The sequence below is a fragment of the Peribacillus sp. S4 genome (assembly GCF_046715815.1).
Lineage (GTDB): Bacteria > Bacillota > Bacilli > Bacillales > DSM-1321 > Peribacillus > Peribacillus frigoritolerans.
In genome coordinates this window covers 3,967,863-3,986,772 of sequence record NZ_CP175708.1, presented here as the reverse complement: position 1 = coordinate 3,986,772, position 18,910 = coordinate 3,967,863, and the positions used below count along the sequence as shown (strand labels likewise).

Genomic DNA, 18,910 nt, shown 5'->3' with positions numbered 1-18,910 from the left:
AACTTAAAAAGCCAAAACCTTCTAAAGGTTTTGGCTTTTTACTTTTTTGGGTGTTTAAGCTAACGAGGGTCATTTTGATTTGCATCCTTTTAACCATGAAATTTTTTATTTATTTTTATCGCAGGTGGATGACCATTTATGTCGAACTTGTAATAAATAAGGAGATGTTTAAATGAATAAAGATAGATTATTCAAGTTCATTCAAACTTCCACTCGGGGCAATTTCTTCTCAGTCGAAATAACCGAAGATGGAACAGAAGTGGTCCAATTAGCCAAGGAGTTGGAAAAAGAAGGAAGAATCAAGTTAAGGGAATGTAAACGAAAAGAAAAAGGTGTTTATCTGGAAGGAATACTTAAGTTTGTGCCTAGCTAATACTTAATGAGCTCTGCGAAGGATTTTTATTAGGAATTTCATAAAACATCCTTCGCCGACAAAATGGGAATGGGAGACCGAACAGTGAGGTGAGGGTTAAAAAAATTCATGAACGGTCGAATATTGTGTGGTTTAGGTCGATAAACTGCCCCGGTCTTTATGGTCTTAACTGTAATCCTCACTGGATTTAAGAAATTTGCACTGCGCTACTGCCGGATTACTGGCAGCCGAGACACCAAAAGTGCTTGCTTTAATGCGACTTGGCAGACAGTCGGCGGAAAGGGAGCGAATTTCTGAAATCAACTCCAACTTTCTCAAATAAAAAACTGTAGGCAAAAAGATTTCTATCTGAATTTTTAAACATAGTTGACTGTGTTGGGTGTGCGAGACTCCTGCGGGAATAGCAGTGCCTGGGGCTACGTTCAATTTGTACAAGCTAAAAGAACTGTAGGTAAAATCGACTTACATCGAATTTTGTCAGCAGCTGAGGCATCCATACTTGGATGTCTTTTTTTCGATATCAAATTCTATTTAAGGTTTGGAGATTTTCACGGTTTTTGATTATTGCCGTATTCAATTCTTCGACGGGTGAACTTTTTTCATCGGCTTCACTCAGCTGCATCGATTGTTTTTGTATATGTGATTCAATCGTGAGACCTTGAATTGTTCGGATACATGTTGTAATGCCATGTGCAAATCGGTGTTATGGATCGATGGGATCGCCTCATTTTCCTCTTTCGATAAGATATCCTCCTCTAAAGCTTATTCGCGTTTATAAAGCATATTATTGGGGAAATTCCGCTTATTACTCATGATGCCATAGCGGCATAGTGCCATGGGATCCGTAAAATGGAAGGTGAAATCCCTTGTCAGCTTTATGTTATGATGCCCCTCTGACTAAGAAGGCCATAATTTGCAGGAGTTATAAAAAACAGAAAAAACATTGACATAATACTAACAAATCAATATTATGTTTATTATATTATAAACTTTATAGGGAAGTGTTTGTTTAATGAAGGACGCGGAAATGTTTTGGAGCGCATCTCAGGATGAGCTTAAACAAGGGTACATCGAAGGTGAGAATCAATATGTTTGTTTGCTGTGTGGAAATGCAGTTGAAAAGGGGATCGTATACCCGAAAGATGGAGTTCTTTATGAAGCGAAGAGGTATATGCGCATTCATATTGAACATGCACACAGCTCGGTTTTTGAATACTTGATTGATCTCGATAAAAAACTTACAGGTCTCACCGACCATCAAAACCGTCTCCTTCGCCTTTTTTACCAAGGGAAAAATGATGCTGAGGTTCAGGAGGAAATGGGAATTGGCAGTCCTTCCACGATTCGGAACCATCGCTTTGTGTTGAAAGAGAAAGAGCGTCAGGCTAAGTTGTTTTTAGCCCTGATGGAACTTTTGAAAGATAAAGATGAACACGCGCCGGCATTTATCCCGCTTCATCAAAAAGCAAGGATGGTCGATGATCGTTATAACGTTACTGAGGATGAAAAGGTGACTGTACTGAAAAAATACTTCCCTAAAGGCAGTCAGGATGCATTAAAGTCTTTTCCGCCAAAGGAAAAACAAAGGCTGATCATTCTCCAAGAAATTATGAACCGTTTTGAAAATGAGCGGAAATACGAAGAAAAGGAAATCAATCAAATATTGGGTGCGATTTATCATGATCATGTTCTTTTGAGAAGATACTTAATAGAATATGGATTCTTGGATAGAAAGCCTGATGGGAGCCAATATTGGCTGAAGAAATGATGACTGGAGGCAAGAAAGATGGATCGTAAAAAAGAATTGAAGCAATTATATAAAGAAACAAAGGTTGAAGCAGGGATATACCAAATCAGAAATACGGTAAATAATAAAGTCTTTATCGGAAGCACCAGGAATTTAAAGACGTTGAAGGGGAAACAATTTGAATTGGAAGTCGGGACAAACACCAATAAAGTGCTGCAAAGTGAGTGGAACCAATATGGGAAAGATGCATTTTCTTTTGAGGTACTGGAGGTATTGAAGCCAAAAGAAACAGGGTTTTTTGATGCTAAACGGGAATTGAAAAAACTTGAAGAAAAGTGGATGGAAAAAATACAGCCTTACGAAGAACGGGGATACAATAGAATGAAACCCGCTGACTTATAAGTGGCCTTTAGGGATTCTCCTTGATTACCGGCTCCCGATTTACCTTTGATGCATTTCATTCTTATTTCTTTATGAAAAACAAGGTATTATGGAAGCGGATGGTAATATATTTAAGTGTTTATGATTAGGGGGTGCTGAGATGGAAAATGGAGATGGATATCTACGGGCGAAAAAAAGGGTTGAAAACCTTAAGGCATTCTACATTCATATAATGGTGTATGTATTGGTGAACGTCATGTTGATTTTGATTAACCTTTTGACGGATCCCGGTTATTGGTGGTTCCTTTATCCCCTCGGTGGGTGGGGGATTGGTGTTCTGATACATGGAATTACCATTCTTGCACAAGGAAACTTCGGGTCTGAGTGGGAAGAAAGAAAAATAAAAGAATATATGGAAAAGGATAAAAAGAACGGCTGAATTTGGGCGTGTTCAAAACAGGGGGTCATTTGTGGCTCTTTTTTTGTGGGAAAAATAATCGGTGGATCTCACTTGTTGTAAGTTTTTAAATGGTTTAAGCTAGTAATGAGGGACCTATCTATGAAAAAGGGGGAAACCCGTGGAGGACCTTCACTAAATAATAATTAATCTTAGGAGTTGCGAATGAAAAAAATAGGATGGACCATAACGGGAATAGGGGCAATCATGGCGCTGGGGGCCTTGCTTTATCCTTTGAATGTTATTGAAAAAACTCTCTGTATATATTTATTGCTCGGCGGTGCAGGGCTAATGTTTGCCGGGTCAATGTTCAGGGCCTTTTCGCTCCTGAAAAGATGACTGATTTTACCATTTGATAAAAACGCTCGATTAAGGTGATGACATGGAGAAAAACCAATTGAAATATGCCCAGCAGCATCTGGCTAATGAACGCACCTTCTTGGCATGGATAAGAACGGTGATTGCAATAGTGGGAGTTGGCTTTCTTGCGACAAGCCTGCATTTTACGATTGGTGTGCATCGGGATGCCCGGATTGACTTGATCAGCATCGTGCTGGGGATGTTTGCGTGTGCATTGGGACTTGTGATTACCGTTCTGGCGACAATCGGTTATCTTCAGAAGAAACGGCAAATCAATGAAGGGACGTTCCAGTCTTCAAGTGCGCACGTAATTCTAATCGCTGTTTTTATGGTCATATTGTTATCGATGATCATTTTATATTTTGTTTTCATTTAAAACTGTCCTAACCTGATTAGGGCAGTTTTTTCAGTTTCTGCTATTATATACTTATTCTCACATCGTTACGGAAAGATTTCTTCCATTAATTTAATGCCATCAAAAAACGAAAGCTTGAAAAACACTGTATTTCAGGTTATGAAAGAATCATTCAGACTTAGACTAATTCGAAGAAAACGAGTTTGTTGTAATGTTATGGCGGTTACAATTTGGGCGTGGATTTCCGATCCAGGCACTCGCTTTCCGCGGGCGGCCTAGGTGAGCCTGCGGAGTCTCGCACCTTCCTCAACAATCAACTTCGTTATGAAAATCAGATAGAAATGATACTATAGGAGTTAAAGGTATTGGGTACTTTAGGTCCGTTGGTTTCGTGAGCATCATTTGATGAAAGATACGTTTTTGAACCCCTTCTGTAGACAAATTGAAATAGTTAAACATGGTGAAATTTGAAACCGGAAGGGTATATATGCGTAGGGAAAAGATCGATCAAGTTTTGTCTTTTGCCTTCCTTTTAAAATATAAACCATCATCGGTTTGTAAATAAACTTCACATGGGTAATTCCTAACTTTATAATCCTTGAAAGTACTTTCTTTATTCAATTTCAATCACGTTTTAAATATTTGTTTAATTTCCTTTTTGTGAGATATGATAAAGAGGAATGAAAAGGAGGTCATCGTGATGGTGGACATCAAAAAAGGTGAAAGTTCTTTTTTTGTCGAAGAATCTGGTGAGAAACTAGCGGAAATTACATTCTTTAAATCAGGTGATGATGAGATCACGGTCGATCATACCGTTGTTTCTGACAAGCTTCGCGGGCAAAAGGTAGGAAATGCCCTTGTTGAAAAGATCATAGGATTCGCAAGGGAGGAAAACCTGAAAATTGTTCCGGTATGTTCGTTCGTTCAAAAACAATTTGAAAAAAATGCAGAATACGAGGATGTATTGGCTAAATGAACCGGAGGGCTGACTTAGGGGATGATTAATATCTCCTATGTTCAGCCTTTTTTCATTTTTTAGATAATCTTTACACCCCCAATAAAATAATGGTAAAGCCTTTCCTCCTGCAGTTATGTTCGCATTTAATATAGGGGAGGTGCTAGGATGGCCATCAAATTACAAACACTATTGAATCACGCAAAGGAAAACATGGGAAGCGGTATGAACCCGGTCGTGAACGAGAAGATACTCGAAGTGGTGAAATTAGCTTATGAAGCGGGGATATTTGTTCAAATAACGGCGGGTTATCGAAGTTTCCGGGAACAACATGAACTGTATGAACGAGGCAGAACGAATAAATCCAAGCCAATTGTGACTTATGCCAGAGGGGGCAATCCTTGCATAACTATGGCCTTGCAGTCGATTTTGTCATATTTAGTGATGACGGCAAGCGGGCACTGTGGACAGAGGGCGAGAAGTGGACAAGGGTGGCAGCCATAGTAAAATCCCGGGGATTTGTTTGGGGAGGGGATTTTGAATTGTTCCGTGATTTTCCTCACCTTGGAATCTCGGTTTATCAACGAGAGATCTTCAAAAGGGATGGCGGCCTTATCTTATATCAAGAGTGGCGTCCGCAATCAGTGAAAATGAGGCTGAAAGGGAAAATGGATGATTCTTTTTTTAGGGATCCGATACTTGTGACTGCCATCATGTGGATGATGCGTGACATGAATCATTTAATTGGGGATATCCGGTGTTTTTAAAAATTAAAAATTGAAAAAACTTTTTTTATAAAATGTGGCCATGATAGGTATGTAAGCGGATACAACAAATCTTTCAATTTAGAATTATCAAAAAATTTCAAAAAACCTGTTGACTACTACCTGAAATACACGTAAGATAATCACAAATACAAGACATCAAACATAAGCGTTTCGAAAAATATGAATAATGCGAAAAGCATTGAAGAGGATAAGTAGTCTTTTAAAAAGGCAGTCACAGAGAGCCGGGTAGCTGAGAGCCGGTATTGTCCCGAAAGATGAACTCACCTTGGAGTTTCAGCTTGAACGTCTGACTAGTAGAGCTGAACGGGTGCGTACCAGTACCCGTTACCAAAACAGAGAATAGTGTAGTCTATTCAAAGTGCGCATGGAGTTTCATGCGAAAAAGGGTGGTACCGTGGAGTGGCTTATCAAGCCTTTTCACCCCTTTAACTTGCCGAGTGCAAGTACATTTGGGGTGAAAAGGCTTTTTTGTATGCTTAAAAAGCTGAAAATTCTGAATTTTAAGAAAAAAATCAATTAGGAAAGCGAAGGAGGTTTTTTACGAAATGACACAAAAGTCAGTTGTTGCTGATCGGAAAAGTGGAAAGACACATTATAGTGGTGCCGAATTTCTGCTGGAAGCATTGAAAAAGGAAAATGTTGATGTCATCTTTGGTTATCCAGGAGGTTCTGTATTGCCGATTTATGACAAACTTTACAGTTCAGAACTTTTTCATATTTTGACAAGGCACGAACAAGGTGCGATTCATGCAGCGGAAGGATACGCCAGGATTACCGGCAAGCCGGGGGTGGTCATCGTCACATCCGGTCCAGGGGCAACGAACATCGTCACTGGTTTGGCCGATGCAATGATCGACTCTTTACCGCTAGTTGTAATTTCAGGTCAGGTAGCTACCAGTGTAATCGGCTCGGATGCTTTCCAGGAAGCGGATGTACTGGGGATTACTACCCCGATCACAAAACATAACTATCAGGTAAGGAAGCCGGAAGACCTTCCGCGCATCATAAAAGAAGCGTTTTATATCGCTTCCAGCGGCCGGCCCGGTCCAGTATTGATCGATATACCTAAGGACATGGCCATTTTGGAAGGTGTATCGACGGATGAGGAGCCAGAAATGAATCTCCCTGGCTATCAGCCGACGACCAAGCCGAATTACTTACAGATCAGAAAGCTTGTTGAAGCCGTAAGCGGGGCGAAAAGACCGGTCATTCTTGCAGGGGCAGGTGTCCTGCATGCAAAGGCCTCCCATCTATTAAAGGAATATGTCGAGCAGCAAGGCATCCCCGTTGTCCACACTTTATTAGGTCTTGGGGGCTTTCCGGCGGAACATCCACTCTTTATCGGTATGGGTGGTATGCATGGCTGCTATGCAGCAAACATGGCGTTAGCGAAATGTGATCTATTAATCAATATCGGTGCAAGGTTCGATGATCGATTGACTGGGAATCTAGCGAAATTCGCACAGCACGCAACGGTTGCCCATATCGATATTGATCCAGCCGAAATCGGTAAAAATGTTCCGACAAAAATTCCAGTTGTCGGAAGTGCTAAAGAAGCACTCTCGGAATTGATTGCGCAAAATGGCAAGAAATCGGAAATTGATGAATGGACAACACAGCTTACTGCATGGAATGAAGAGTTCCCATTGCGCTATACCCATGAAGAAGGCGTATTGAAACCTCAGCGGGTCATCCAGATGCTTCATGAAAAAACGAATGGGGAGGCCATTGTTACGACCGATGTTGGACAGCATCAAATGTGGGCAGCACAGTACTATCCATTTAACAAACCGAATTCATGGGTCACTTCCGGTGGATTGGGGACGATGGGCTTTGGCTTACCTTCGGCTCTCGGAGCGCAGCTGGCGAATCCGAAAGCGACGGTGCTTTCCATATCGGGGGATGGTGGATTCCAGATGTGCCTGCAGGAACTCTCGGTCATTGCCGAAATGAATCTGCCAATCAAAATCATCATCGTCAATAACGGTGCACTAGGGATGGTAAGACAGTGGCAGGAACTCTTTCATGATAACCGTTTTTCACACAGTATTTTTCAATCGCATCCGGATTTCGTGAAATTGGCCGATGCCTATGGAATTCCGGGATATAAGGTGACGACGGAGGAAGAAGCAAGCAACTGCCTGGATGTAGCGTTAAAGACTGATGGTCCAGTGTTGATTGATTTCCGGGTAAAACAAAACGAAAATGTCTTTCCGATGGTAGCACAAGGAAAAGGGCTAGATGAAATGGAAGGAGTTTAATCAATGAAGGGAATTCTTAGCCTCACCGTGAACAACCGGCCAGGCGTCCTTAATCGGATTACGAACCTGTTCACGAAAAGAAATTATAACATTGAAAGCATGACTGTCGGACCTTCCGAACAGGATGGCATTTCAAGGATGACCTTTGTGGTCGATGTCGATGACGAAACTGTCATTGAACAGATCACCAAGCAGCTGAATAAGCAGATCGATGTTTTGAAAGTATATGATATTACGAATCAATCGATTGTGGCGAGGGAACTTGCACTCATTAAAATATTGGTGACTACACAAACCCGAGCCGAGATTTATTCAGTCATCGAACCCTTCCGAGCTTCAGTTATTGATGTCAGTAAAGATAGCGTGACCGTCCAAATCACAGGGGAATCGGATAAAATCGAAGCTTTCATTGAACTGATCAAGCCATATGGCATCAAGGAATTGGCAAGGACAGGGACTGCCGCCATCCCGCGTGGAATGCAAATTGCACACGCTAAGAGTGCGACAATCGTATAAAACAAAAACAAAAACAAAAACAAAAACAAAAACAATGATGAAAAGGGAGATGTAATTATTATGGCAAAAGTATATTATAACGCAGAAGCAAACGAGAATTTCTTCAACAATAAAAAGGTAGCGGTAATCGGATATGGTTCACAAGGACACGCACACGCTCAAAACTTACGTGACAGCGGTGTAGATGTAATCATCGGAATCAGGAAAGGTAAATCCTTCGATAAAGCGGTGGAAGACGGCTTTAATGTTTACACAGTGAAGGAAGCAGCTGAACAGGCAGACGTGATCATGAACCTATTACCGGATGAAACTCAGCCGAAAGTATACCAAGAAGAAATCAAACCGGTATTGCGTGCAGGTCAAGCGTTAATGTTCGCACACGGATTCAACGTACATTTCAATCAAATCGTTCCTCCGGCAGACGTAGATGTTTTATTAGTCGCTCCTAAAGGTCCGGGACATCTTGTTCGCCGTACATATGAACAAGGGGCAGGGGTGCCAGCATTGTTCGCCATCTATCAAAATGTTACGGGTGAAGCAAGAGAATTGGCACTTGCGTACGCTCGGGGAATCGGTTCTTTAAGAGCTGGCGGTTTGGAAACCACTTTCCAGGAAGAAACGGAAACGGATCTATTTGGAGAGCAAGCTGTACTTTGCGGCGGATTGACTGCCCTTGTGAAAGCTGGATTCGAAACCTTGACAGAAGCAGGATATCAACCGGAAGTAGCATATTTCGAGTGTTTGCATGAACTTAAGTTAATCATCGACCTTATGTATGAAGGCGGTATGGAAAACATGCGCTATTCCATCTCTGACACAGCTCAATGGGGAGATTTCGTTTCTGGACCACGCGTTGTGACGGAAACTACGAAAGAGGCAATGAAAGCGATCTTGAAAGACATCCAAGACGGTGAGTTCGCTAAAGGATGGATCTTGGAAAACCAAGCGAATCGTCCAGTCTTCAATGCGATCAATAATCGTGAAAACCAACATCAAATCGAAGTGGTTGGCCGTGAATTAAGAAAAATGATGCCATTCGTAAAACCTCAACAAAAAGAGAAAGAAGTGGTAGCTGTTGCGAAAAATTAATATATTTGAAACCACACTTCGTGATGGGGAGCAATCCGCCGGTGTAAATTTGAATTTTACCGAAAAACTTGAAATTGCTTATCAGCTTGAAAGATTGGGTGTTGATATAATCGAAGCCGGTTTTCCGGCAGCATCCAAAGGGGATTTCAACTCCGTACAGGAAATCGCGCGCAAAATCAAAAACAGCTCTGTCACAGGGCTGGCGCGTGCTGTAAAAGGAGATATCGATGCAGCTTGGGATTCATTAAGGGGCGGCGCAGAACCAAGATTGCATACGTTCATCGCCACTTCGCCCATTCATCGTGAATATAAGTTGAAAATGTCTAAGCAGCAAGTGATTGAAAGGTCGGTTGAAATGGTTAAGTACGGAGCAGCGCGTTTTCCGATCGTACAATGGTCTGCAGAAGATGCAAGCCGCACGGAACTTGACTATTTGGCTGAAATCGTTGAAGCGGTCATTCAGGCTGGTGCCAAGGTCATTAACATCCCGGATACAGTAGGGTATGCAGCTCCAATCGAATATGGCAACATTTTCAGATACCTTCGTGAACATGTTCCTTCTATTGAAAAAGTTAGTTTATCTGCACACTGTCATGACGATCTTGGAATGGCGACGGCCAATTCATTGGCTGCCATCGAAGGCGGGGCTACGCAAGTCGAAGGCACAATCAACGGAATTGGTGAACGTGCCGGAAACGTGGCACTTGAAGAAGTGGCCATGGCACTCTACATCCGTAAAGATTTTTATCAAGCGGAAACGGGTCTTGTATTGAATGAAATTAAAAGGACCAGTGATTTGGTCAGCCGCCTTACGGGAATGCAAGTTCCTGCTAATAAAGCCATTATTGGTGCCAATGCTTACGCACATGAATCAGGCATTCACCAGGATGGCGTGTTAAAAGAAAAAACGACATATGAAATCATATCACCTGAACTCGTCGGGGTTTCGTCCAATTCACTCGTTTTAGGAAAGCATTCAGGACGCCATGCCTTCAAAGAAAGATTACAAGAGTTGAATTTTACGGTGACGGATGAGGAAATGAACTCATTATTCGTCCAGTTCAAGGAATTGGCCGATAATAAAAAGACCATGACGGATGAAGATATCGTTGCGCTGGTGCTTGAAGAGAAAGCGACGGATATCAGTTTCTATGACATGATTTCCTTACAGATTTCACATGGCACCCATCAGACGGCGACTGCAACGGTCACACTAAAAAAAGGCGATAATGAAGAGATTCAGGAAGCGGCTACAGGTGCAGGAAGTGTAGAAGCCCTATACAACACGCTTGAAAGATGTTTGGGCAAAGAGATCAACTTGCTGGACTATCGTATTCAATCGGTGGGGGGCGGAATGGATGCCCTCGCACAGGTTTTTGTGAAAATTGATTATAACGGTGTGGAAACAAGCGGCAGGGGTCTTGATCAGGACGTCTTGGAAGCATCCGCCAAAGCGTATTTGAACGCTGTTAACCGTGTGATCATCATGAAGGAACTGGAAGAAAAAGCAGTATTACAATAGGAAGGGGAGATTTCGATGAAAAGGAATATTGCGGTGCTTCAAGGAGATGGCATCGGGAAAGAAGTAACAAGAGGCGCTGTAGAAATCCTCGAAGCCGTTGCCCAAAGATATGGACACGATTTTGAATTTCAATATGGTGAGATTGGCGGAGGGGCCATCGATAGCACAGGTTCACCCCTGCCGGATGAAACAGTGGAGATTTGTAAAAACAGCGATGCGGTATTATTAGGGGCAGTTGGAGGACCTAAGTGGGATGACCAGCCTGCGCACCTAAGACCGGAACGAGGTTTGTTGAAAATCCGAAAAGATTTGAATCTTTATGCTAACATCCGTCCAATCAGCTATTATTCCAGCTTGTCGGAATCTTCTCCTCTTAAGAAGGAATTCATTGAAGATGTGGATTTCGTGATTGTCAGGGAACTAACTGGCGGCCTTTATTTCGGAAAGCCAAGTGAGCGCGTTGAAAAAGAAGGGAAAGAAGCGGTCGTCGATACACTTTTCTATCAGAAAAGCGAAATGAAGCGCATCATCGAACTTGCTTTTTCATTAGCATCGGAGCGCAAGAAAAAAGTAACTTCCGTGGATAAAGCGAATGTTCTTGAATCCAGCAGGATGTGGCGTGAGACGGCTGAAGAAATTGCCAAGGACTATCCGGATGTAATCCTTGAACATATGCTTGTTGATAATGCAGCCATGCAATTGATCAAAAACCCGAAACAATTTGATATTATCGTGACGGAGAATATGTTCGGCGATATTTTAAGCGATGAAGCGTCGGTATTGACTGGCTCGCTTGGAATGCTTCCTTCCGCCTCCATATCTACTAATGGTCCTAATCTATATGAACCGATTCATGGCTCTGCCCCGGATATCGCAGGCAAAAACCTGGCTAATCCGATTGGGACGATTTTATCGGCGGCTTCCATGCTGCGTCTATCCTTTGGTTTGGAAGATGAGGCGAAAGCAGTTGAACAGGCGGTGGAAACGGTCCTTGAATATGGCTTGAGAACAGGCGATATCGCAAATGGCCAACCGACAATTACGTCTACCTCTGAGATGATTGCAGAAATAAAAGCAAACCTTTTAGACCAGGAAGCCATTTCCAACATCATGGGAGCTTATGCATAAACTTCTTTCACGGCCTAACATTAGGCCGTGTTTTTTAAAAAAAATACAAGATTGATCGAGGTGGGATAGTGATGGGTAAGTCGATAATAGAGAAAATATGGGATCGCCATATTGTAAATGAAGAGGAGAATAAACCGGATTTAATTTATATAGACCTACAATATATTCATGAAGTGACCTCTCCGCAAGCATTTGAAGGATTGAGATTAAAAGGACGGAAAGTCAGGAGACCCGATCGTACTTTCGCGACAATGGATCATAATGTGCCAACCGTTAATCGCTATTTCATCGAGGATGATATTGCAAGGAAACAACTAGAGGCGCTTGAGCAAAACTGTAAGGAGTTCGGTATCCGCCTTGCTGATTTAGACAGTCCGGATCAAGGTATCGTTCACGTTATCGGGCCTGAATTAGGGCTTACACAGCCAGGGATGACGATTGTCTGCGGAGACAGTCATACTTCCACGCATGGTGCGTTTGGCTCGATTGCATTTGGAATCGGTACGAGTGAGGTCGAGCATGTTTTGGCCACACAAACCCTATGGCAAACAAAACCCAAAACATTGAAGCTTGAGGTCAATGGCAAGCTTGGTCATGGCGTGATGGCGAAAGATGTCATTTTATATGTAATTTCCAAATTCGGCGTCGATTTCGGTACGGGACATATCATTGAGTATTGCGGGGAAGTTTTCCGGGATATGTCAATGGAAGAAAGAATGACGGTCTGCAATATGTCGATTGAAGGCGGGGCAAGAGCAGGGCTGGTAGCTCCTGATGAAACAACGTTCTCTTATTTGAAAGGCCGAAAATATTTGCCGAAAGGAGAAGAGTTCGAGCAATGTGTTCAGGACTGGAAGTCACTTTCCAGTGATGAGGATGCTGTTTATGACCAAGAAATCATTCTTGATGGCAGCCTGATTTCACCAATGGTCAGCTGGGGGACAAATCCTGGAATGGCTAGTGGCGTGGACGGAAAAGTACCTACCCTCGCAGAGGATATCATGGATCCTAAGGAACTGAATCGAGCCATTGAGTATATGGGCCTTGAGGAAGGGATGCCGATCACGGAAATTCCCGTACAACATGTATTCATAGGATCGTGTACCAATTCACGCATTGAGGACTTACGGCAAGCCGCAGGAATGATCGATGGCCAAACTGTTCAAAAAGGGGTTCGGGCGATGGTCGTTCCCGGTTCACAAAGCGTCAAAAGGCAAGCGGAAGATGAAGGGTTGGATGAAATTTTCAAATCTGCTGGCTTCGAATGGCGCGAATCGGGCTGCAGCATGTGCCTGAGCATGAACCCTGACGTGGTTCCGGCCGGCGAGCATTGTGCCTCCACAAGCAATCGGAACTTCGAAGGCAGGCAAGGAGCTGGGGCAAGAACACACCTGGTTAGTCCGGCTATGGCTGCCGCGGCCGCCATTCATGGGAAATTTGTCGATATTAGGAATTTGAAAAGAACTGAACAAGTCCAATAAGAATACGAATTAACCGGAGGTGCAGAAAATGGAACCCATTACTATATATAAAGGAAGAGCGGCGGCACTTGACCGTAAAAACGTGGATACGGACCAAATCATTCCAAAGCAATTTTTAAAAAGGATTGAGCGAAGCGGATTTGGCGAATTTTTATTCTATAACTGGCGTTTTGATGAAACCGGGAAGAAACGTCCTGATTTTGAATTGAATCAGCCCCATAATCAAAACACGTCCATATTAATAGCAGGTGAAAATTTTGGCTGCGGTTCGTCCCGTGAGCATGCCCCTTGGTCTTTGAAAGACTACGGGTTCGATATCATCATCGCTCCGTCTTATGCTGATATCTTTAAAAGTAATTGCATGAAAAATGGCATGGTCCCCATCGCTTTGACCCAGCCTGAAGTAAACTATTTAATGGAGAGAGTGTCAGCACCTGATTATGAGCTGACTATCGACCTTCCCAATCAGACATTGAAAGATGGTCAAGGGTTTGAAACGAGCTTTGAAATTCATCCATATTGGAAGGAAATGCTCGTCAAAGGCTGGGATGAAATTTCGATAACGCTTCAATATGATAAAGAGATTTCTGCCTATGAATCTCAAAAAAAGGCTGTATCGAGTATTTAATAGAAAAAAGTCATTTCCCGTTATCCTTTCTTATTTGAAAGGATACGGGATTTTTTTTATCGGGAAAGAAGGTATCCGCCCATATAAATTTTTGTGTTTCCAGCTATTACATGCTAAACTGTTTCTCAAAAAGCGAACGGTGAGGCGGAAAATAGGATGGATGATGAGAACAACCAAAAGAAGGCCGGAGAAACAAAGATTATCGCCTTTCCAAATCTCGGTGAGAGGCTGATTGTAAAAGGACTGGATGAGCTTGGTAACAGGAACTTTAAAGCGGCTGCACAGCTTTTCAGCCAAGCCAGGGAGTATGAGCCCGAAAATGATGAAGTTTGCATGGGACTGGTGGTCTCACTAGTTGAACTTGAGTATTACCAGGAGGCAAAAGAGTTGTGTATAGAGATGCTGAATAAAGGCATCGGCGACTATTTTCAACTGATCAATATTTATTTGATGGTACTGCTGCAATTAGGCGAGCATCAGGAAATGGTCACGACGATCGAACTGTTATTTGAAGAAAACCAAATTCCCTTTGATAAAGAGGAACATTTCGAAAAGATGCTTCAGTTCAGTAAAAGGGCCATTGAGGATAAAAAAGAAGAGAAAGAAAGGCAAAATCAACAGCTTTCAGAGGAAATGCAGGAGGATGAACTTTTTGAAGGGAAAACGGATAATGAAATGCTTATGGTCATTTCAAAACTCACGAATATCAATATTCGACCATTTATCCCTCAAATCGAAGAATTTCTCCAAAAAGATGAGGGACATCCTTTTTTCAAAACGATGCTCCTTAACATCCTTATCGACCAGGAGTATAACGAGGAAATGACGGTGAGGAAATTCAATCAATCGAAGTCGGTCATCCCAAGGGAATTGAAAAGATTGAAGGAGACGGACTTCTATAAGATGGTGACCGGACTGGCCGAAGAGGAAATCAGTCAGGATAATCCGAGCTTATATGAAATGGTCCATAGTTTGATTGAACGTCATTCTTTTTTATTGTTTCCTTTTGAACCAGGACCTGAAAGCTTGCCTGCATGGGCAGCTGCCTACCATGCCTTGGCGGAAGAGTACATGACCGGGGAAGTTTCCGTGAGGGACTTAGCGGATCTTTACCAGGCAGATGAGGAAAGCGTTGCGGATATTCTTTCCTATATAAAAGAAATTGAAGAAATTTCTTATCCTATTATTTAAGCTATTGCTGTTGTAACAGATTAATCCTGTGGTATAATGTAGTGGTTGTAATGTATAATTCGTCTAATTTTGACGATTTCCCCATTATTTTGGGGGTATATTTGAAGGATGACTTGTTAACACTTGCAAAGCATAATCATCCAATGCTTATTATTGAAGTATATAGATTTTTGGAGGGAAACACATGTCTGTAAAATGGGAAAAACAAGAAGGTAATCAAGGCGTACTAACAATTGAAGTTGACGCTGCAAAAGTAAACGAAGGTTTAGACGCAGCTTTCAAAAAAGTAGTGAAACAAGTAAATGTACCTGGCTTCCGTAAAGGTAAAATGCCACGTCAAATGTTCGAAAAAAAATTCGGCGTAGAATCACTTTACCAAGATGCGCTTGATATCATTCTTCCAGATGCTTACGCAAATGCTGTCGAAGAAGCTGGAATTCAGCCTGTAGATCGTCCAGAAATCGACATCGAGAAAATGGAAAAAGGCGAAAACCTGATCTTCACTGCAACTGTAACAGTTAAGCCTGAAGTTAAATTGGGAGATTACAAAGGTGTTGAAGTTGAAAAATTCAATACTGAAGTAACTGACGAAGATGTTGAAAACGAATTGAAAACTTTACAAGAGCGTCAAGCTGAACTTGTCGTTAAAGAAGAAGGACAAGTCGCTGAAGGCGATACGGTTGTTCTTGACTTTGAAGGATTCGTTGACGGTGAAGCATTCGAAGGCGGAGCTTCAGAAAACCATTCATTGGAAATCGGTTCAAACTCTTTCATTCCAGGATTCGAAGAGCAACTTGTCGGTCTTGAAACTGGCGCTGAAAAAGATATCGAAGTTACATTCCCTGAAGAATACCATGCTGCTGAACTTGCAGGTAAACCAGCAGTATTCAAAGTGAAAATTCACGAAATCAAAACAAAACAACTTCCTGAGTTGGATGATGAGTTCGCGAAAGATGTCGACGACGAAGTGGAAACTTTGGCTGAACTTAAAGAAAAAACAAAACATAAATTAGAGCATGACAAAAAACATGAAGAAGAAAACTTCATCCAAAACACTGTAATTGGTAAAGCTGTTGAAGGTGCAGAAATCGACGTTCCTGAAGCAATGATTTCAAACGAAGTTGACCGCATGATGAATGAGTTCTCTCAACGCATCCAATCTCAAGGTCTTAATTTGGAACTTTACTACCAATTCTCAGGTCAAGACGAAGAAGCTTTAAAAGCGCAAATGAAAGAAGAAGCTGAAGGACAAGTTCGTACGAGCCTTACTCTTGAAGCAATCGCAGAAGTTGAAAAACTTGAAGCGACTGACGAAGATGTAGAAGCTGAACTTGCACAAATGGCTACTATGTACAATATGGAAGTTGACGCGATCAAACAAGCTCTTGGAAACTTAGAAGGAATCAAAGGCGATCTTAAAATTAAGAAAGCAATTGACTTCTTGGTAGAAAACAGCAAAACAGTTGACGCAAAATAATTTTTATAAATAAGTAGATTTAAATATTTCCTTTAAAAAAACAAGGCGCGAGTAATCGTGCCTTGTTTTATACATATTGAGAATTAGTGTAAATTTTAAATATCGGTTAATTCCTGATTGATTTTTTTTGGATTTCGGTGTAGATTAGTTCTAATACCGCATATACATATTTATACAGCAAATCCTGCTTTTAAAAATCCGAAGTTTTGGGCATGCTGGTAAAGGGCAAATACATATTGATTGATTATTGTACTTATTTAACAACTCGGACCGTGAGCATTTTTGTTACTAAACTTCCAAGAACATGATAAAATGCAAAACATACTATGGATTTTGGAATGTTTAAGCAGATGTGTGCCTAGTTTTTTTTCTTTACGATTAGGTACCGCTATGTAATAGAGTTGGAAGAGTATTTAAAGGGGTGAACGTACATGTTTAAATTTAATGATGAAAAAGGACAGTTAAAATGTTCTTTTTGCGGTAAAACACAAGAACAAGTCCGTAAACTGGTTGCTGGTCCAGGTGTCTATATTTGTGACGAGTGTATAGAACTTTGTACGGAGATCGTCGAGGAAGAGCTGGGAACTGATGAAGAAGTAGAATTCAGAGATGTTCCTAAACCTATGGAAATCCGCGAAATTCTTGACGAATATGTGATTGGACAAGAACAGGCAAAGAAATCTTTGGCTGTAGCTGTTTATAACCATTATAAACGTATCAATTCCAATAGCAAAGTCGACGATGTTGAGCTTTCTAAAAGTAACATCGCCCTAATCGGACCGACGGGAAGCGGGAAAACCCTTCTTGCGCAAACATTGGCACGTTTACTCAATGTTCCTTTTGCCATTGCTGATGCCACTTCCTTGACGGAAGCTGGATATGTTGGGGAAGATGTTGAAAACATCCTTCTCAAATTAATCCAAGCAGCTGATTATGATGTGGAAAAAGCGGAAAAAGGCATCATTTATATTGATGAAATCGATAAAGTTGCCCGTAAATCGGAAAATCCTTCCATTACACGTGACGTGTCTGGTGAAGGTGTGCAACAAGCTTTATTGAAAATTCTTGAAGGAACGGTTGCAAGCGTTCCGCCTCAAGGTGGACGTAAACATCCACATCAGGAATTCATCCAAATCGATACGACCAATATTTTGTTCATCTGCGGCGGTGCCTTTGACGGCATCGAACCGATCATCAAACGCCGTCTTGGGCAAAAAGTCATTGGTTTTGGCTCTGACGTGAAAAAGGATGATGTTGCAGAAAAAGAATTGCTTTCCAAAGTCCTTCCTGAAGACTTGCTTCGTTTCGGATTAATTCCGGAATTCATCGGACGTCTTCCGGTAATTGCGACTCTTGAGCAATTGGATGAAGCGGCTTTGATTGAGATTCTTACACAGCCGAAAAATGCCCTTGTTAAACAATATCAAAAATTACTTGAGCTTGACGATGTTGAATTGGAATTCGAACAAGAAGCGCTAAGTGAAATTGCTAAAAAGGCAATTGAACGCAAAACTGGTGCACGTGGTCTGCGCTCCATCATCGAAGGCATCATCCTTGAAGTGATGTTCGATCTGCCTTCACGTGATGATGTTGCAAAATGTGTAATTACAGGCAGCACGATTTCGAAAAATGAATCTCCAAAGCTCGTCCTTAAAGACGGTACAACCATAAAAGGACAAGAAAAGAAAACATCTGCTTGATTAATAAGGAAAAGAAAGACTGCCAGTTAATGCTGGCAGTCTTTTTGTTTTTGGCTCTTTTCGTAAAGATTGTTGTTTTTAAAACGAAACTATTTTAGGTTGATTGGAACGGAAGGTACGAGACTCCTGCGGGAGCAGCGGGACAGGTGAGACGCCACAGGCGTTTACGACGAGGAGGCTCACCGCCCGCACCAAGGAAAGCGAGCACCTGGAGGGGAAATCAACCACACTGCACTACTTCGTAAATAGCAACAAAGTATGCGAAAACAGCCTTGTTTTTAAACCAAAGTTGATTGTAACGGAAGGTACGAGACTCCTGCGGGAATACGCGTCCGAGGGAGATCCCGCAGGCGCAGACCACCCGCGGAAAGCGAGTGCCTGCAGTGGAAATCAACGTTAAAACCTCAAAACAGTAGGGTAAAACCAGATAATTTCGAGTTGTTTACAGTCTGAGACTGCCAGTTCATCCTGGCAGTCTTTTTCTTTTCCCTTTTTTCTAAA

General features: G+C 41.9%; 19 protein-coding genes and 1 other annotated feature. All 19 genes read left to right on the top strand.

The window, feature by feature from the left end; translation table 11 throughout:
* Positions 1–172: 172 nt before the first annotated feature.
* The 19 genes from ACJ9PY_RS18895 to clpX all read left to right on the top strand — a co-directional run bounded on the left by ACJ9PY_RS18895 (position 173) and on the right by clpX (position 18,409).
* Entirely contained in the window at positions 173–373 is a 201-nt protein-coding gene (locus ACJ9PY_RS18895; RefSeq protein ID WP_034308956.1) for a hypothetical protein, read from the top strand.
* Between the two features lie 1,012 nt (positions 374–1,385).
* The gene (locus tag ACJ9PY_RS18890; RefSeq protein WP_063590486.1) at positions 1,386–2,141 is read left to right on the top strand and encodes a DUF2087 domain-containing protein; all 756 of its coding nucleotides are present in this window, start codon (positions 1,386–1,388) and stop codon (positions 2,139–2,141) included.
* Between the two features lie 18 nt (positions 2,142–2,159).
* Positions 2,160–2,522 (top strand): GIY-YIG nuclease family protein, encoded by a 363-nt coding sequence (locus tag ACJ9PY_RS18885; protein ID WP_098185757.1) that lies wholly within the window; start codon positions 2,160–2,162, stop codon positions 2,520–2,522.
* Between the two features lie 139 nt (positions 2,523–2,661).
* Positions 2,662–2,940, top strand: a complete 279-nt coding sequence (locus tag ACJ9PY_RS18880) for a 2TM domain-containing protein (RefSeq protein ID WP_411738749.1) — start codon at positions 2,662–2,664, stop codon at positions 2,938–2,940.
* 183 nt (positions 2,941–3,123) lie between these two features.
* Complete coding sequence (locus ACJ9PY_RS18875; RefSeq protein ID WP_186442070.1) at positions 3,124–3,297, top strand: hypothetical protein; 174 nt, start codon at positions 3,124–3,126, stop codon at positions 3,295–3,297.
* A 43-nt stretch (positions 3,298–3,340) separates the two neighbouring features.
* The gene (locus tag ACJ9PY_RS18870) at positions 3,341–3,694 is read left to right on the top strand and encodes a YidH family protein (RefSeq protein ID WP_034308949.1); all 354 of its coding nucleotides are present in this window, start codon (positions 3,341–3,343) and stop codon (positions 3,692–3,694) included.
* Between the two features lie 679 nt (positions 3,695–4,373).
* A complete protein-coding gene (locus tag ACJ9PY_RS18865) occupies positions 4,374–4,649 on the top strand; it encodes a GNAT family N-acetyltransferase (RefSeq protein WP_053535861.1) in 276 nt (91 codons plus the stop codon).
* Positions 4,650–4,796: 147 nt separating this feature from the next.
* Positions 4,797–5,132 (top strand): hypothetical protein, encoded by a 336-nt coding sequence (locus tag ACJ9PY_RS18860; RefSeq protein ID WP_411738748.1) that lies wholly within the window; start codon positions 4,797–4,799, stop codon positions 5,130–5,132.
* Positions 5,030–5,395 (top strand): M15 family metallopeptidase, encoded by a 366-nt coding sequence (locus ACJ9PY_RS18855; protein ID WP_411738747.1) that lies wholly within the window; start codon positions 5,030–5,032, stop codon positions 5,393–5,395. The genes ACJ9PY_RS18860 and ACJ9PY_RS18855 overlap by 103 nt, the downstream gene beginning before the upstream one ends.
* A gap of 190 nt (positions 5,396–5,585) precedes the next feature.
* Positions 5,586–5,844 (top strand) — a binding site (T-box leader).
* 117 nt (positions 5,845–5,961) lie between these two features.
* Positions 5,962–7,677 carry an acetolactate synthase large subunit gene (gene ilvB / locus ACJ9PY_RS18850; RefSeq protein WP_230135440.1) on the top strand — a complete coding sequence of 572 codons (1,716 nt, stop codon included), beginning with the start codon at positions 5,962–5,964 and terminating at the stop codon, positions 7,675–7,677.
* A 3-nt stretch (positions 7,678–7,680) separates the two neighbouring features.
* The gene (gene ilvN / locus ACJ9PY_RS18845) at positions 7,681–8,193 is read left to right on the top strand and encodes an acetolactate synthase small subunit (protein ID WP_411738746.1); all 513 of its coding nucleotides are present in this window, start codon (positions 7,681–7,683) and stop codon (positions 8,191–8,193) included.
* A gap of 60 nt (positions 8,194–8,253) precedes the next feature.
* On the top strand, positions 8,254–9,282 hold the full coding sequence (gene ilvC / locus ACJ9PY_RS18840; protein ID WP_048688871.1) for a ketol-acid reductoisomerase: 1,029 nt from the start codon (positions 8,254–8,256) through the stop codon (positions 9,280–9,282).
* Positions 9,269–10,804 (top strand): 2-isopropylmalate synthase, encoded by a 1,536-nt coding sequence (locus ACJ9PY_RS18835; protein WP_034308937.1) that lies wholly within the window; start codon positions 9,269–9,271, stop codon positions 10,802–10,804. The genes ilvC and ACJ9PY_RS18835 overlap by 14 nt, the downstream gene beginning before the upstream one ends.
* Before the next feature lie 15 nt (positions 10,805–10,819).
* The gene (gene leuB / locus ACJ9PY_RS18830; RefSeq protein WP_034308935.1) at positions 10,820–11,932 is read left to right on the top strand and encodes a 3-isopropylmalate dehydrogenase; all 1,113 of its coding nucleotides are present in this window, start codon (positions 10,820–10,822) and stop codon (positions 11,930–11,932) included.
* Between the two features lie 71 nt (positions 11,933–12,003).
* A complete protein-coding gene (gene leuC / locus ACJ9PY_RS18825; protein WP_034308934.1) occupies positions 12,004–13,413 on the top strand; it encodes a 3-isopropylmalate dehydratase large subunit in 1,410 nt (469 codons plus the stop codon).
* Between the two features lie 28 nt (positions 13,414–13,441).
* On the top strand, positions 13,442–14,041 hold the full coding sequence (leuD, locus tag ACJ9PY_RS18820; protein ID WP_411738745.1) for a 3-isopropylmalate dehydratase small subunit: 600 nt from the start codon (positions 13,442–13,444) through the stop codon (positions 14,039–14,041).
* 156 nt (positions 14,042–14,197) lie between these two features.
* Entirely contained in the window at positions 14,198–15,232 is a 1,035-nt protein-coding gene (locus ACJ9PY_RS18815) for a tetratricopeptide repeat protein (protein ID WP_411738744.1), read from the top strand.
* Positions 15,233–15,416: 184 nt separating this feature from the next.
* Positions 15,417–16,709 carry a trigger factor gene (gene tig, locus ACJ9PY_RS18810; RefSeq protein WP_034308928.1) on the top strand — a complete coding sequence of 431 codons (1,293 nt, stop codon included), beginning with the start codon at positions 15,417–15,419 and terminating at the stop codon, positions 16,707–16,709.
* 431 nt (positions 16,710–17,140) lie between these two features.
* A complete protein-coding gene (clpX, locus tag ACJ9PY_RS18805; protein WP_057276653.1) occupies positions 17,141–18,409 on the top strand; it encodes an ATP-dependent protease ATP-binding subunit ClpX in 1,269 nt (422 codons plus the stop codon).
* Positions 18,410–18,910: the final 501 nt, after the last annotated feature.